Annotated in this window: 13 protein-coding genes and 1 tRNA gene; 7 read left to right on the forward strand and 7 right to left on the reverse strand. The window is 45.3% G+C overall.

Going from position 1 to position 15,430, the window contains the following annotated elements; translation table 11 throughout:
* The first annotated feature begins 8 nt into the window (after positions 1-8).
* The 3 genes from Psch_RS16620 (at position 9) to Psch_RS16630 (ending at position 3,454) form a co-directional block, all read left to right on the forward strand.
* Positions 9-971, forward strand: coding sequence for a glycosyltransferase family 2 protein (locus tag Psch_RS16620; RefSeq protein ID WP_190258970.1), 963 nt, complete (start codon positions 9-11; stop codon positions 969-971).
* Positions 972-1,076: 105 nt separating this feature from the next.
* Positions 1,077-2,537, forward strand: coding sequence for an alkaline phosphatase family protein (locus Psch_RS16625; protein WP_190258971.1), 1,461 nt, complete (start codon positions 1,077-1,079; stop codon positions 2,535-2,537).
* Positions 2,534-3,454 (forward strand): hypothetical protein, encoded by a 921-nt coding sequence (locus tag Psch_RS16630; protein WP_190258972.1) that lies wholly within the window; start codon positions 2,534-2,536, stop codon positions 3,452-3,454. Before Psch_RS16625 ends, Psch_RS16630 begins: the two co-directional genes overlap by 4 nt.
* A 41-nt stretch (positions 3,455-3,495) precedes the next feature.
* Here the strand turns inward: Psch_RS16630 and rfbB are convergent, their stop codons facing one another.
* Genes rfbB through Psch_RS16650 form a run of 4 tightly spaced genes read right to left on the reverse strand, consistent with a single transcriptional unit; the run spans position 3,496 to position 6,907 of the window.
* Positions 3,496-4,509, reverse strand: a complete 1,014-nt coding sequence (gene rfbB / locus Psch_RS16635; protein WP_190258973.1) for a dTDP-glucose 4,6-dehydratase — start codon at positions 4,507-4,509, stop codon at positions 3,496-3,498.
* A gap of 14 nt (positions 4,510-4,523) precedes the next feature.
* The gene (gene rfbD / locus Psch_RS16640) at positions 4,524-5,366 is read right to left on the reverse strand and encodes a dTDP-4-dehydrorhamnose reductase (protein ID WP_190258974.1); all 843 of its coding nucleotides are present in this window, start codon (positions 5,364-5,366) and stop codon (positions 4,524-4,526) included.
* Positions 5,363-5,824: a dTDP-4-dehydrorhamnose 3,5-epimerase family protein gene (locus Psch_RS16645; RefSeq protein ID WP_190258975.1), complete on the reverse strand. Its 462-nt coding sequence runs from the start codon at positions 5,822-5,824 to the stop codon at positions 5,363-5,365. The genes rfbD and Psch_RS16645 overlap by 4 nt, the downstream gene beginning before the upstream one ends.
* A 15-nt stretch (positions 5,825-5,839) precedes the next feature.
* The gene (locus Psch_RS16650; protein ID WP_190258976.1) at positions 5,840-6,907 is read right to left on the reverse strand and encodes a glucose-1-phosphate thymidylyltransferase; all 1,068 of its coding nucleotides are present in this window, start codon (positions 6,905-6,907) and stop codon (positions 5,840-5,842) included.
* A 276-nt stretch (positions 6,908-7,183) separates the two neighbouring features.
* Between Psch_RS16650 and Psch_RS16655 the strand changes: the two genes are divergently transcribed.
* The gene (locus Psch_RS16655) at positions 7,184-8,602 is read left to right on the forward strand and encodes a sugar transferase (RefSeq protein WP_190258977.1); all 1,419 of its coding nucleotides are present in this window, start codon (positions 7,184-7,186) and stop codon (positions 8,600-8,602) included.
* Between the two features lie 82 nt (positions 8,603-8,684).
* On the opposite strand, the gene Psch_RS16660 is transcribed toward Psch_RS16655, so the two are convergent.
* Positions 8,685-11,078, reverse strand: coding sequence for a tetratricopeptide repeat protein (locus tag Psch_RS16660; protein ID WP_190258978.1), 2,394 nt, complete (start codon positions 11,076-11,078; stop codon positions 8,685-8,687).
* Between the two features lie 170 nt (positions 11,079-11,248).
* Between Psch_RS16660 and Psch_RS16665 the strand changes: the two genes are divergently transcribed.
* The 3 genes from Psch_RS16665 (at position 11,249) to Psch_RS16675 (ending at position 13,484) form a co-directional block, all read left to right on the forward strand.
* Positions 11,249-11,977, forward strand: coding sequence for a 2-phosphosulfolactate phosphatase (locus tag Psch_RS16665; RefSeq protein WP_134217996.1), 729 nt, complete (start codon positions 11,249-11,251; stop codon positions 11,975-11,977).
* 121 nt (positions 11,978-12,098) lie between these two features.
* Positions 12,099-12,173 (forward strand) — tRNA-Val (locus Psch_RS16670).
* Positions 12,174-12,320: 147 nt separating this feature from the next.
* The gene (locus tag Psch_RS16675) at positions 12,321-13,484 is read left to right on the forward strand and encodes a glycosyltransferase family 4 protein (protein WP_190258979.1); all 1,164 of its coding nucleotides are present in this window, start codon (positions 12,321-12,323) and stop codon (positions 13,482-13,484) included.
* 100 nt (positions 13,485-13,584) lie between these two features.
* Here the strand turns inward: Psch_RS16675 and Psch_RS16680 are convergent, their stop codons facing one another.
* Both Psch_RS16680 and Psch_RS16685 read right to left on the reverse strand, forming a co-directional pair.
* Complete coding sequence (locus Psch_RS16680; protein ID WP_190258980.1) at positions 13,585-14,994, reverse strand: DUF1015 domain-containing protein; 1,410 nt, start codon at positions 14,992-14,994, stop codon at positions 13,585-13,587.
* 75 nt (positions 14,995-15,069) lie between these two features.
* Positions 15,070-15,393 (reverse strand): nucleotide pyrophosphohydrolase, encoded by a 324-nt coding sequence (locus Psch_RS16685; RefSeq protein WP_134217993.1) that lies wholly within the window; start codon positions 15,391-15,393, stop codon positions 15,070-15,072.
* Positions 15,394-15,430 lie beyond the last annotated feature (37 nt).

Raw genomic sequence — 15,430 nt, forward strand, 5'->3', positions numbered from 1 at the left:
GTAATTTGATGACCACAACGGTTATCATCGTTAATTGGAATAGTGGGGCACTCCTAATGGAATGCCTGAGGCACCTTGAATGTCAAACTAGGAAACCTGATCGGGTACTTTTAGTGGATAACGCAAGTTCAGACAACTCCGTCACTGGCGCTGAAGCATTTACCAATATTACCATACGTAGATTGAATGTGAATCTTGGTTTCGCTGGCGGCAATAATCAGGCTTTGGCTGAATGTGATACTGATTTTGTTGCATTACTTAACCCGGACGCTTTTCCTGATCCGGATTGGTTAGAGCATCTTCTTGCAGCCGCTGATAAGTACCCGGAGGCCGCGGCGTTTGGCTCTCGTCAGTCGTGTTTTAACAATATCGAGAATTTGGATGGTACAGGTGATATTTACCATATGAGCGGACTAGTTTGGCGTAATCGATATGGGAAGCAGCAGCAAGCGGAAGATTTAGTCCCGCGAGAGATATTTTCACCTTGTGCTGCTGCGGCCCTTTACCGGCGTCAGGCTTTGGTGGATATTGGTGGATTTGACGAGGACTTTTTTTGCTATCTAGAGGATGTTGACTTGGGCTTTCGCTTACGGTTAGCAGGACACAAAGCCATATATGTACCGGAAGCAGTGGTCCATCATGTAGGATCATCTGCCTCGGGTGAGCAGCGCAGTGTTTTTTCGGCCTATCAAGGGCACCGCAATCTGGTTTGGACCTTTGTCAAGAATATGCCCGGGATATTGTTTTGGTTACTGTTGCCCCTTCATCTGCTTTTGAACCTAGCCACGATTGGTAGCTATATAACCCATGGGAAAGCTGATATAATTCTCCGTGCTAAGAAAGATGCCGTTAAAGGCTTGCCCCGGGCGTGGTTGAAGCGTAAACAGATTCAGACTAACCGGAGAACTACAATACGGGAGATTTGGCGGATTTTAGATAAACGATTAATTCCCAGTAAATTTATTCGCTAAGCATTATGGAGATTGGCCTATACTCAATTTTTCGGATACACAGGTTAGATAAATAACATGATTCTAAGATAGTATAATATTTAAAAAAAAGAAGGTATTAAAGTTTTGTTAAAAAAAGTTTGCTTTATACACCCTTTCTTATTTTCAATATTTCCTGCGCTTTTTCTTTATTCGCATAATATTAAAGAAGCATCTATTAACCAAATTTTCTTACCAATCATATTTTCGTTTACGTTCACCTTTTTTTTGTTTATAATACTTTACTTAGGCATAAAGGATATTACGAAGGCTTCTTTAATAACTAGTGTTTTTGTGGTTATGTTTTTTACTTATGGGCATCTTTTTGATTTATTAAAGACAGGGGATATTTTTATTCAGCATAGATACCTTCTACCTAGTACTTTGTTATTATGGGGATATATAACATATTTTATTATTATCGTTAAGAAACATATTTTTTTAGAAAATCTTTCTAATATATTGGTACTGATTTCCTTATCTCTGGTTGCTGTAAATATTTTTACTATAGTACCTTATGAATTTAAGAAGTCGATGTTTGTAACATTAGATACTGATACAGGAAAAGTAGACAATTCCTCAACAACATTACCTGATGTTTATTATGTTATACTGGATGAGTATGCTAGTTTAAATACCATTAAAAATTATTATATGTATGATAATAGCCAGTTTGCCGAATATTTGGTTGATAATGGTTTCTATGTTGCTGAAGAAAGTAGATCAAAATATACGCAAACATATAAATCAATAGACAGTTCTTTGAATATGAAGTATTTGGATAATGAAGGCGATTTAATTACTTATCAGGAAATTAGCAATAATAAAGTATTTGAATATTTCAAGAAAAAAGGTTATAAAAATATATATATTGGTAATTGGTATGATCTCACCAGGTATAAAATTAATGCTGATTACCAGTATAATTATTATATAGACAGTAATTCTAATTATTTAGATGAATTTTCCGTAATACTGATTAATAGCACAATATTAAAACCATTTAATTACCTTTTTAACAATAGTTATGATAGTAGTAATATGCGCAGAAATGCAATAACATTTGCTTTCAATAAGCTTAAATATTTACCTGAAACTAACAGTCCAAAGTTTGTTTTTGCACATATCTTATGCCCACATACACCTTTTGTTTTTGATCAAAATGGTGGTGAAGTAAATGAAATTAATAGTAATAATTGGGTGGATAAGCAATATTATTTAAATCAATATATATATACAACTAAGCAAGTTGAAATATTAGTTAATGAATTGTTAACTAAATCTGTGAAGCCACCTATAATTATAATTCAGTCTGATCATGGCCCCAGACCTAATGACTCTCTACAGGAACAGGGCGTTGATATTACCAAGGGTATTCCTGAGGGCGAAATGCATAGGATTTTTAATGCATATTACTGCCCTGGTATTGATAAAAAAATATTTTATAGTACTATCTCTCCTGTAAACTCATTCCGGTTAATTCTTAAATATTATTTTGGCGAGGACATTGGGTTGTTAGAAGATTATCATAATGAGGGGATCAAATGAAGATGAGTATTAAATTAACAAAAGCTAACAAGATTCACATTGCAGTAATATTTGTTTTTATTGCATATTTATCGCTAGCCAATTTTATTTTTGACAAATTATTGTTGGTAGAAGGTGAATCAAAGCAACAAAAGGTTGAACTGAAAAAAGCAACAAATGATGATATAGTATATTGTGTAGATAATATTGTTGAATCTCAAATAAAATGGAAGGACTGCATTCAAATAGAAGGATGGGGATTCATTAGGGAAAAAGACAATGTAAATACAAAAACTTATGTCGTGCTTCGTTCAGAAGACAATGCCTATGCTTTTGATGTGGTATCAAGATATAGACCGGACGTGAGGAGGCAGTTTGCTAGTATATTGAATCAAGATGCCATCGGCTTTGGGGCGTCAATATCAAAAAATATAATTAAAGATGGGCGATACGATGTTGGTCTTTATATTGATAATGGTGATGATAAGGCACTTGCTTTTAACGATGCCGTTTACCTTACAAAGAAGGATGATAATATATTTCTAAGGTTTGTTTCTAATGTAAAAAACATTAAATTACCCGAAGAAAACAAACACATAATATATGCATTAGATAAAATACAAGATGTATCTGAGAAAGGCGAAATATTTACAGAAATAGTTGGATGGGCATTTAATGACATTCAAAGCTCGGAAGATGAAAGGGCTTATTTGGTTTTAAAATCAGATAAAAAAACTTATATCTTTGATACGATGCCGCAAAAAAGGCCAGATGTTGCAACTGCTTACGCAAATTATCTTTTCAAATTAGACAAACCTGGTTTTGCGGCGTCAATACCAAAAGAAGGTATCGAGAATGGGAAATATGAAATTGGTATTTATATAGAGAGTAATGGCTCTAGCTATCTGGAATATACCGGCCAAGAATTAGCAATATAATATATACTGTAATAGTTCTCGCTTTAGAGAAATATTGCATACTAAACGACACTGCCATACCAACGGCTGTAATATTCCTGGTATTCTCCTGATTTAACCCTAACCCACCAGGGTTTATTGCTTATATACCAGTTAACTGTTTGAGCTATAGCATCATCAAAATCAAAAGACAGCTTCCAACCAAGTTCTTCGCTTATTTTATCTGGATTAATGGCATAACGCTTGTCGTGTCCCGGGCGGTCTTTAACATAGGTTATTAGTGACTCGGGACGGCCAACCAGGTAGAGGATTTTTTTGATCAGTTCAAGGTTGGATACTTGCGTTCCACCACCGATATTATATACTTCTCCAGGTACACCTTTTTCAAGGGCTAATTTTAAACCGTAACAGTGATCGAGAACGTGGATCCAGTCCCGTACGTTCATCCCGTCACCGTACACAGGGACTTGCTTATTGTCCAATGCATTGGTTATGACTAGTGGAATCAGTTTTTCGGGGAACTGATAGGGTCCGAAATTATTAGAGCAACGGGTGACAACCACCGGAAGCTGATATGTTTTATAGTATGCGCGGCAAAGTAGATCGGCAGAGGCCTTACTAGCTGAGTAAGGACTGTTGGGAGCGAGGGGGGTATCTTCTGTGAAAAATCCGTTTACCTCGTCCAAGCTGCCGTAGACTTCGTCAGTGGATACCTGAACGTACTTTTCCACCCCGTATCGGCGTGAAGCTTCCAGCAATACTTGCGTGCCTGCGATATTGGTTGTGATGAAGGGTGAGGCGTTTTCGATACTCCTGTCAACATGGGATTCAGCAGCAAAATTAATAACAATTTCAGGCTTGTACTGTGAAAAGATATCATCAACCAGCTTATTATCAGTAATATCCCCACGGATAAATCGGTACCCTGGATGCTTTTCAATATCTGATAGGTTCTCCAGGTTTCCGGCGTAAGTAAGCTTGTCGAGATTAATTACTTCCCAGTCCCTTTGGGCTAGTATATAATGGATGAAATTGGAGCCGATAAAGCCGGCCCCGCCTGTTACCAATAGTTTCATTAAAACCGCCTCCGTCAAACCGTTCCTTGTAGGTGTCTCTCTACCGCATTATCCCAATCTGGCAGGGTGTACCCAATCACTTTCTCTATAGGAAAAGGGTTCAAAACTGAGTTGTGGGGTCTTGCGGCGGGGCGTGGAAAATCCTTTGTTGCGCAAGGATTGACTAACGTCTTAAACCCTGCCACCTTAAGAATTTTTTTGGCAAATCCGTACCAAGTTGTATAACCGGTATTAGTGATATGATATGTCCCGTATACATGGCTAGCATTGAGGTCAACTAGAGCTTTAGCCAGGTCGACAGTGTAGGTGGGTGCTCCCTGCTGGTCATTTACCACCTTTAGTTCATCCTTTTGTTGAGCCATGCTATAAATAGTATCTACAAAATTCTTTCCTTCCGGACCGAAAAGCCAGCTTGTACGAACAACAAAAAATTTACCACCTATTTCCCGGACAGCAGCCTCTCCGAACAGTTTGCTGGCGCCATAAATATTGATTGGACAGGGCGTATCATATATTTGGTATGGTTGCTTGGCTTCGCCATTAAATATATAATCTGTGCTGATGTGTATTAATGTTGACTCGCAGTGGCGGCAGGCCAGAGCTAAAAAGCGGGGACCCAGTCCATTTACAAGAAAAGCCTTTTCCTGCTCCTGTTCTGCACCGTCAACATCGGTATAAGCCGCGCAGTTAACCACGGTATCGGGCCCAATATTTTTTAATATACTTAATACCTGGTTATAGTTTGTAATATCCAGCTCTTTGTGAGAAGGCAGGTAAACATCAGCGCCCTGTTCCTTATACAAACGGGCTACCTGCTTGCCCAACATACCTGTTGCGCCGGTCACAATTACTTTCAACCGTGTTTAACCTCCCAGTCATAGGGTATAGAGGGATCGTTGTAAGGCAGGCGGTATTCGTCCGGCTCCTGGTAGTTGTAAAGTTCTGTGGGATAATTGACGATTAATGCCGGTTGTCCGGCTTCGGCTGTAAACCCGTGGTAAACCAGGGGTGGAATACGTAAAAGAGTAGGGTTCAACTGGCCTATGTGAAAAACATTCACCTTGCCTTTTGTTGGGCTGTCCGGTCTGGGGTCAAAAAGCACTACTTTGGCCATGCCCCAGGGGCAGACGAAGTTGTCAAACTGTTTTTTGTGGTAATGCCAGGCCTTGTAGACACTTGGGTAGCAGGCTGTCATGTAGGATTGGGCGAAACCCATAAACTCGGGCCAGTCCTTCCTCATCATTTCCATCAGGTAACCGCGGTCGTCGGGAATGATCTTAAGCTGCTTAATTAATACATCCTTAATTAATTCCATGGATATACACCATCCTTATAAAGTTACTTCGGCATCGTCCCCTAAAAAGAGGCGCAGCGCATGATGGTTGGAGTTGCGGCGAAGTACGGAAGCCCCCGTACCGATAAGGCTGTCCTCAATTCGTGGGATTCCGCGCAAAATGCACTTTTCCAGTATTACCGAGTGTTCTATATTTACATCTGCAAGATTTGTCTCTGAACCGACGGCGGTAAATGGGCCGATAAAGGAATTGGCAATCAGACATTGTTCACCGATGACCACCGGACCACGGATGATACTGTTTATAATTTGAGTGCCGGCCCCAATCTGTACTCTGCCTACAATCTGGCTTAGGTTATCTACTTTGCCTAACACCTGTGCAGTCGCATATTCATCAAGCACCACACGGTTTGCTTCCAGGATATCATCCTTTTTGCCGGTATCCAGCCACCATCCGTTGAGTTGCCTGGCGCTTACCATCTTATCCATATTAAGAAGCTCCTGAATAGCATCGGTTATTTCCAGCTCTCCGCGCCAAGATGGTTTGATCCTTTCTATCGCCTTGTGAATTAAGGGGCTGAACAGGTAAATTCCTACCAGCGCCAGATTGCTGGGGGGATTAGTTGGTTTTTCAATGAGCTGCCGGACATGTTGCTGACTATCTACTACCGCAACGCCAAACGCTTTTGGATTGGGTACTTCCTTTAATAAAATCAAGGCGTCGGAGGGGTCCTGGTTAAATTGGGTGACCAACTCGCTTACGCCGCCCTGGATCAGGTTGTCCCCTAAAAACATTAGAAAGGGTTCATCCTCCAAAAAACCATGGGCTGTTTTGACTGCGTGAGCCAACCCCGCTGGATAATCCTGCATTATGTAGGTTGCTGTAACCCCCCAGTTTTCACCGTTGCCGAGGGAAGCCTGAATCTTATCTCCGGTCTCAGGTGATATGATGACGCCAACTTCCTTGATCCCTGCTGCTGCTACCTGTTCCATGACAAAGTGCAGTACGGGCTTGTTTGCAACGGGGACCAGCTGCTTGGCCATGGTATGGGTTAGAGGCCTCAATCTGGTTCCTTTCCCGCCTGCCAGTATTAGTGCTTTCATAAGCAACTCTCCAAATCGTGATTATGCGTGAACAATGTAAGGTCTAATACATTGTAAGATCTAGTACATTTGTAATACATTCGTGAAGAGTCCAAAATCCCCTTTTTTTTTTGTCAGTTAGTAATGCATAGAGTCATTCCTTAAATTGTAATTAGGGCATTAGCAAATACTAGACTTTTGCTTTAACGTTGAATCAGCTATGACCCTAAAGGAAATGCAGCAATTTTGACGAAATAAAGAAATTACATAGTTCAAGAAAATACCGGGGAGATTACAATGCAAATCCTTAATCGCAAAACCTTATTATTTAAGCTGCTGTTTGTCCTAGTCGACATCTTTCTGATTCATCTCGGATACCTGCTGGCCTTTTTTATGAAGTTCGGCTGGACTATACCCGATGAAAACCTTACGCCTTACCTCAACACCTGGCCCGGGCTCACACTCTCCGCCCTATCGCTGTTTTATTTTTACAAACTGTATGGCGGTTACCGCTGGCGCTGGGGTGAAGTATTTGCTTCTTTAGTCTGTGTTATCCTCTTCCAGGCTATGGCCGCCATGGCCCTGTCCTTTTTATTCCGTGGTTTTGCTTTTCCCCGCACCGTGCTACTGACGGCTCCGCTCATTCAACTTGTTCTATTGTCTCTATGGCGCAGGGCGGCCTGGCATCTGGAAAGAAGGCTCCAAGAGGCTGTAAGAGTTATTGTTGTCGGACAACCCCACGAGGCGGCGGCGCTGGCTGAAAAGCTAGAGGCTGCTACAGACGGGGCTATTAGAGTTGCCGGCCTTGTAGTTGGCGCCGATCTCCAAACAGGTCTTTCGGAATATCATGATAAGGCTGATAATTATGATAAGCATTGTAGCACTTTGGCTGGTTGGCCGGTGCTGGGGGATGTCTCCGGATTCAACGGCTGTCTCGATACCGTTAACCCGGATAAAATTTTTGTCTGTTCATCTCTCTCCCAGGAACAAAAAGTCGAGGTGGTTTATGCCTGCGTTGACAGGGATAAAAAGGTTCTCCTGGTACCTGACCTATACGGGATTATGCTGGCCCAGGCCAGGCTTGATCAGGTTGACGATGTGCCGGTCTTTACGATTGGCCGTTTAAATATACCGGAGGAATCTCTAATTATAAAAAGGTTGATGGATATTGTACTTTCCATGATTGCCGTGATAATAACCGCGCCCTTGAATATTCTTGTTGCAGTTGCTATTAAGCTTGAAACCCCGGGGCCGGTTTTTTATCTGCAAAAACGCCTGACTTTGCAAGGTAAGCCTTTTTATCTGTATAAGTTCAGAACTATGGTGGTAAATGCCGAACAGGAAAGCGGCCCTGTACTTGCTACGGAAAAGGATCCTCGAATTACCAGGGTGGGACGCTTTTTGAGGGGAACGAGGATTGATGAAATTCCTCAGTTGTTAAACGTTTTAAAAGGTGATATGAGCATCGTCGGACCCCGCCCGGAAAGACCTTTTTTTGTTAACGAACTAATTAAGGATACACCCGAATACGCCTACCGGATGAATGTCAAGTCCGGTATAACGGGCTTGGCCCAAATTGCCGGAAGATACAGCACCAGCCCGGAGAATAAACTGAAGTACGACCTCCTCTATACCAAGTCGTACTCTCTCTCGAGAGACTTAGCTATACTGTTGCAGACTGTCAAAGTGATTTTAATGAAGGACAGAGCTTCTTAAATTCTGTAAAAACTAACCGCTCCTGGATTACTGATGTCGGTTAGTTTTTTTATGTTGCTCATGATTTTGAGCTTTGTTCTACCTATTCCAGGATCTCAAGATTTTTGAGACTTTCGTAACTATTAGCAATCTGTGGCGACAATTCCTTGGCTTGTTCCAATAAGTCTCTTGCTTCCTGGGCCTTGCCCTGCTTGTCTTTCAATAAACTGAGCCAGACTGCCGCTTCTCCCTTGTTATTCTCGTCCTGCATGGCGGTCTGCAAATAGGTTTCGGCTTCCGGCCACATCCCCAGTAAATACAGGGAGGAACCTGCGTTTAAGCTGACCGCTGGTGTTGCGGACAACATAGGGGCGTCCTTCCAGAGCCGTTTTTCCTGGTCACTTAAGCTGTTCACCCGGCTCTTAATCAACTCTGGCACCCCAATCGCCTTGACAAAGTTATCTTTGGCCAGGTCCTTCTTGCCGTCGATTAATTCCATATAGCCACCTAGAAAGTAAATTCGAGACAGAACCTCGTACCACTGAATTTGAAATGGGGCCAGGGTTAAAGAACGCTCAGCGTTTAGGACTGCTTCATCGTAATTTTTACTATTGAAATAAAGGTTGGCCAGATCAGTATAAAGGGCAGGATTGTACCGGTTCAGATTAATGGCTTGTTCTAACTGGGCGATAGCTTCATCAGTTTTTCCCTGCTGCTGGTAGATGCGGGATAGATTGCTGTAATACAAGTAGTTGACCGGGTTGTAGGCGATTGCTTCCTCCATATAGGCAACCGCCTTGTTGCCGTCTTGTTTTTGAAGGGATTTGCCCGCCTCTGCAGCTTTATAATTGCTCCAGGCCAGACAACCTGCAAAAACCATGATTACCAGGGCTGCGACTGAGGCTCCGGCTAAAACCGTGTTATTGGCAGGTACATATTTTTTACCCTTTCTTGCATCTTGCTTTTTGCCGGACAGTGCGGGGGAGACAGTCAGTCCGAACATCATCCACAGCACCAGGGTAATGGCCGAGAGAGAAAGGTCAAAGTCAATGACAGCATGGAGTCCGAGCATGACGGCGGCAGACGTGATGGTTAGGACCAGGGCCTGCCGGGGGGCATTGCTTTTGGCCCCGTGGTAAAGCCGGTGGGTCAGGTAGAGGAAACTGCCCCAAATACCGAGCACCACCAGGATGCCAAGAACCCCGGTTTCTACCATTACCTGGAAGTAATAACCGTGCACCTGGTTGGAGTTATACAGGTAGCTCTGGTAGGAGCGGTAGGCTGCCTCCCAACCACCGCCGCCCCAGCCGAGGATTGGGCGCTCTTTAAACATTTTCATAGCGTCCTGGAAAAAGTAAAAGCGTTCGGAAGCATTGCGCAACCTGAGGTCCTCAATAATATTTTTTGCAGTGTCGCTGTGGGTGTTGATATAAAATCCGCTGAAAATACAACCTGCTGTAACCACCAGAAGCAGGGCTGCCAGGAGCACTGTTTTATGGGCGGCTATCCAGGTCAGCAACCCTTTTCTTTCCGCCAGGTGGTAAAGAGCCTGGCCGGCCCACGCCAGGGCGAGTCCAACCGCTATCCACAGCCAGGCGATGCCTTGGTGTCCACCAGTGGCGGCATTTAAGAACATGATGGTGGCCAGGAGAGAGGGCGGACTAAACAGTGTAAAATGGATGATCACCGGGATTCTGCTGCCCCTGGGCAGGCCAATAATAAAAATTAACAGGACTATTCCGAAAACCAGCAGGCCACCGTTGGACCTGGTACCAAGCAGCACCGTAAACAGCAGGAAATTACCTGTCGCGTAAAGATACTGGATCCAATTTCCTTTCGACCAGGCTGCTCCCATTTTGTTCCCGGACGCGGCCGGTATTTCAAGTCCCGGTTTCCTCCAGAGGTAAAGTCCAATGAATAGCACCGCCGCCAGGTAGCTGGCTAACGCGTTGGGGTACTGCAGGGTTGAGTAGATGCGGCCATCCAGAAAGCCATCTTTTATAGATATTATCCCTGTGGCCGTGGCCAGTCCGGCCAGGGCCACCCCTATAGCGCTAAAGTATACGACATGGAGGATGGAGGTGACGTCTTTAGCGTTGTTGACCAGTCTTGAGACAAGCCAGAAGGTAATAAAATATAAGGTGGTCTTGACAATTTCGTTCACTGCGACCCCGTAAGCAACCGCCTGAAAAGCCGACACCAGGTAAACAACCGGTAGCGCCAGAGCAAAGTAGTCCAGGGGATGTGAGAGAAAGTTGTTGTCACGTTTGGACCATTTCCAGAGCCAGGCCAACCAGAAAACAACCCCGGCAAAAATTAGAGCCCGTTCCTGTTCGGGCTGAAAGAAGAGACCCCTAAAATAAGGTGGCAGGAACAGTAAGATAGCTAAGCCCCAAAAAGCTAATTGGTGGGTCCACTCCACTGGGCTTTCCTGCGTCTTTTTAGGAACAGTGGGTGTCTTTTTTGTTATATTTGACTTGGTTACAGTTTTGGCCATTGGATATCTCCTCTAATAGTAGTATATTATCTACAAGTATCTACAAGGTAAGGCTGCGAAAAATTGAAATTTATCTGGGCAATAGTTCTACGCATTATCGCAATTTACCTGCCGTTTGGGTTTAATTATACTACCCGGAAATGACTTTTTGTGGAAGATTGGTGAATAATATGAGAATTGATTTAATTCCAACAGCCGACGAGATCAAAAAAGAAACTCTGTCAGGTCAAACCGCCATCGCCCTGGATATACTAAGGGCCACCAGCACCATTGTTACAGCAATGGCCTGTGGTTGCCGGGAGATGGTGCCGGTAGAAACTGTGGTGGAGGCATTATCCACTGTACAAAAACGGCCGGATGTTATTCTGGGAGGTGAAAGGGAAAGCCTCCTGATCCCTGGATTTCATCTTGGGAACTCCCCTCTTGAATACACCCGTGAAAAAGTGGGAGGCAAGGTAGTGGTTCTTACCACCACTAACGGGACCAGGGCCATCCGCAGGGCTGCTGTGGGAAGCGGGGAAGTTTTAATCGGCAGTGTGTTGAATGCCGGAGCCGTGGCTAGAGAAGCTCTAAATACAGGACGGGACATAGTGTTTATTTGCGCGGGCACCAGAGGAGAGTTTTCACTGGAAGACACGGTGGCAGCGGGGTTGATTATGATGGAATTATACAACCTGAGCGGCGGAAACACTGTTTTACCAGGCTCCGATCTTGCTGTGGCCGCCTGGCGTCTGGGAGAATTCTATGCGCACAATCCCCTGCAAGCTTTGTACGACTCCCTACACGGCCAAAAACTGGCTGGTATGGGTTTAGCTGCCGATATGGAATGGTGTGCCCGATTGAATTGCTATGACTTAGTACCTGCCTACCAGAGAGACACTATTATCGTCAAATCATAGCCCTGGCAAGCCCTTATTTTGAGACGGCTTGGGAATGTACTCGGGTCATATCTTAATACCTTGCCATCGTCGATTCTATATGATAAAATAGTAATCACTCCAAATGAGATTAATTAAATATGGGGGTGTAGCTCAGCGGGAGAGCGCTTGACTCACATTCAAGAGGCCACTGGTTCGAAACCAGTCATCCCCACCATGAAAACAAAAGCCCCTTGTGGGCTTTTTGCTTTTATAGTTCAGGTTTAAAGTATTACACAACCATCACCTTCCCGTGTAATGTGGATATGGTATTCCCTCTTGAGGCGGAATGTGATAAAGTTGGAAAAAAACCGAGGGTGTTTATGTGAAACCGGTCAGAATTTTATATATCATAACCTTATCGGAAATTGGCGGGGCGCAAAAGGTAGTATATCATCTTGCCGCCGGGTTGGAACCCGGTCTTTTTGATATAGCTGTGGCTTGCGCGCCTGGTGGTGAATTAGTCGGCTGGTTGCGCGGCTTGCCGGAAACAATAGAGGTTTTTGAGCTTCCGGAACTAAAAAGAGACATCTCGCCTCTGGACGATTTCAAAGCCTTGTGGAAGCTCTATTCCATAATCAGAAAAGGAAATTTTGATATTGTTCACTGCCACAGCTCCAAGGCTGGTATACTGGGGAGGTTAGCCGCCAGGCTGGCTGGAGTCCCTGCTATTTACTTCACCGCCCACGGCTGGGGACTTCATGCATATCAGAACTGGGTTGCCAGGCTGTTTTTCATCTGGGCGGAAAGGTTGGCCGGGACGGTTAGCACAAAAGTGATCTGCGTTTCGGAAGCAGATTTAATAAAGGGGAAAGCATTAAAGCTTGCTCCCGCCGAAAAGTTTACCTTGATTCATAACGGTCTACCCGAGCCTGATCAAAATGATGGCTTGCTGCGAGGGGAATTTGGATTTAGCAAGGAAGACATGGTTATAGGAACGGTGGCTCGCCTGGCCCCTCAGAAAGACCCGATATTTTTGTTGCAGGTGGCAGAGAGGATATTGAGTCGGCAAAACAGCTATGCGGGCCAACGACAGCCTTTTTTTGTGATGATCGGTGACGGACCGCTCAGGTCAAGCTGCAAGGCATATCTTACGGCAAAGGGGATTGACAAGAGTGTCTTTCTGCTGGGTTCGCGTGAGGAAGCGGCATGTCTGATGCGGGACTTCGATGTCTTCGTCCTCTTTTCACGTTGGGAGGGACTGCCGCTGACCATCATTGAGGCGATGCTGGGGGGGTGCCCGGTTGCAGCCACCAAGGTCGGGGGTGTCAGTGAGCTGGTGGAGGATGGGAAGACGGGTCTTTTAATCGACGAATCCGACCTGGCTGCGGCTGAAGCTGCTCTCATGGACTTGATTGCCAATCCTCCCAGGCGCCGGGCTATGGGTAAAGCTGGTAGGGAGCGTGCTCTGCGACTGTTCAGCATAGATAAAATGATTCAAAAGTACAGGGATCTGTACCTTGAGCGTCTCCCGGGTTGCAGGCAATAGAATAGTACTGAAATGCGATGGCGAATGCATGAAAGAATGTGCGAATGATCTGTCGATAATGCGGCGCCGCCGCCCGGTGTAAGCCGGGCGGTTGATTTTTCTAGAGCGGATTAATAACCAGCCCTGTAATAAATTTCGGGTAAAAGTAGGTACTTTTCTGCGGCATCTTTTCCCCTTGGGCGGCGACCTCGGTAACTTCTTCAACCAGGGTCGGGTTCAGGAAAAAGGCCAACTGGTATTCACCCCGGTCAACCGCCGCCAGCGCTCCTTCTTCTTCCTGGGTGTAGGTAATATGTTCAGCTCTGGCCCGCAGTTTACCGCAGATGCCTAAATATTTTTCTATTATCAGCGTGTGCAGCACTGCGACGTCCAGCCTTTGCCAGACGGGGGGCTTGTCCTGCGGCATTATACCCGCCAGGTCCCTCTCATTAATCAAGGAAAGTAAATAAAGCTTGTTGTCCCCGGTATAGAGACCAAAGACGTTTTTCTTAATATCGCCTGGGTGCGGCTTCCCACGCTCGCCCATGACACCTAAAAAATCCTGGAGGTCGCTCCTGTCCGCCGCCAGGGGATACTCTTCAACCGAGAAGTTCTCTTTTAACTGTTCAATCAACTTGCTTCTGTCAAAGCCGGTAACGTTTTTGACCAGCCGGTGCGTTGGCAAAATGACCAGACCCGGGTCGTACAGGTTGACCAGGGTCATCATGACGTAATTGTAGGCCGGGTCGGCGCTGGACGAACAGTAGGAAACACCTTGCTGGGCGGTGGAGCAGGAACTGGCCGCGCTTACCAATCTGTCTGCAGGGCTTTGGCCTGAAAGCTCACGCTCCCTTTTATAATTCAAGGCAGTTTCGTAACGGTGGTGGCCGTCGGCAATAAAAATACGCCTGCCGGCCATAGCTTCCTGGACCTTGCCGATGGCGCCGGCATCCTGGACAACCCACATCCGGTGCGTCTCACCGTTGCTGCCGGTGAAATGAATATCCGGCTCGCGGTCTCCTGCGGCCTGCTTTAAGATACGGTCCACCATTTTTTCCTGGTCGGCGTACAAGCTGAAAACAGGGCTGAAATTGGCCATACAGGCCCTCATCAGCTCCAGCCGGTCGGCCTTATGTTTGGTCATGGTCTCTTCATGCGGCAGTACTATGCCTTTTTCGTACGGTTCCAGTCTCACTCCGCAGATACAGCAGCTGCGTACGACCCTTTCGCCGGCCAGACTGAACTCCTGCTCGTAATAGTAAAGGGCCGGGGCCGTTTCGGAGACCAGCACCTCCTCTTTCAGCCAGGCGCTGAGATCGGCGGAGGCCCGGGTGTAGCGGTTGTTGGTTTCGTCGTCCCCCGGCAAGATCCTGCCGTATTCCAGACGGATGATGTTATAAGGGTGGCGCTGGTAGAATCCCTCCTGGGCAGCGCCGTCGATGACATCGTAGGGCGGTGTGACCACCTCATCCAGTTTGGCCGCTTTGGCCGGATTGTAGCGTAAACCCTGAATCGGAATAATTATTGCCATTCAATAGTTCCTCCATGATTCCAGTAAATAAAACTATCGACCACTTGAGTGATAATGGTTGGTTGAGAACCGCTGCTACGGGTTTTCCTTCCTGGTATACCTGTCACTGTCACGGTAGCGGTACTTGGCCATAACCCTTTTGAAAGCGTCTTCCAGGTTTATATTGAGGGAATTGGCGTAACAAAGCAGGATGAACAAAATATCTGCAATTTCCAGCGCCAGGTCACCGATCGGCTCGTCCTGTTTTTTAGGCTTTTCCCCGTACTGGTGGTTAATCTCCCGCGCCAGTTCTCCCACTTCTTCCGTCAAGCACGCCATCATCGAGAGGGGGCTCCAGTAACCCTCTTCGAATTGGCTGATCCAATTATCTACTTCTGCCTGCATATCTTTGATTTCCAAATATATTTCCTCCATAAAGTCCACTTGGAACTGGTAT

Source organism: Pelotomaculum schinkii, assembly GCF_004369205.1.
In the GTDB taxonomy this organism is placed as follows: Bacteria; Bacillota; Desulfotomaculia; order Desulfotomaculales; family Pelotomaculaceae; genus Pelotomaculum_C; species Pelotomaculum_C schinkii.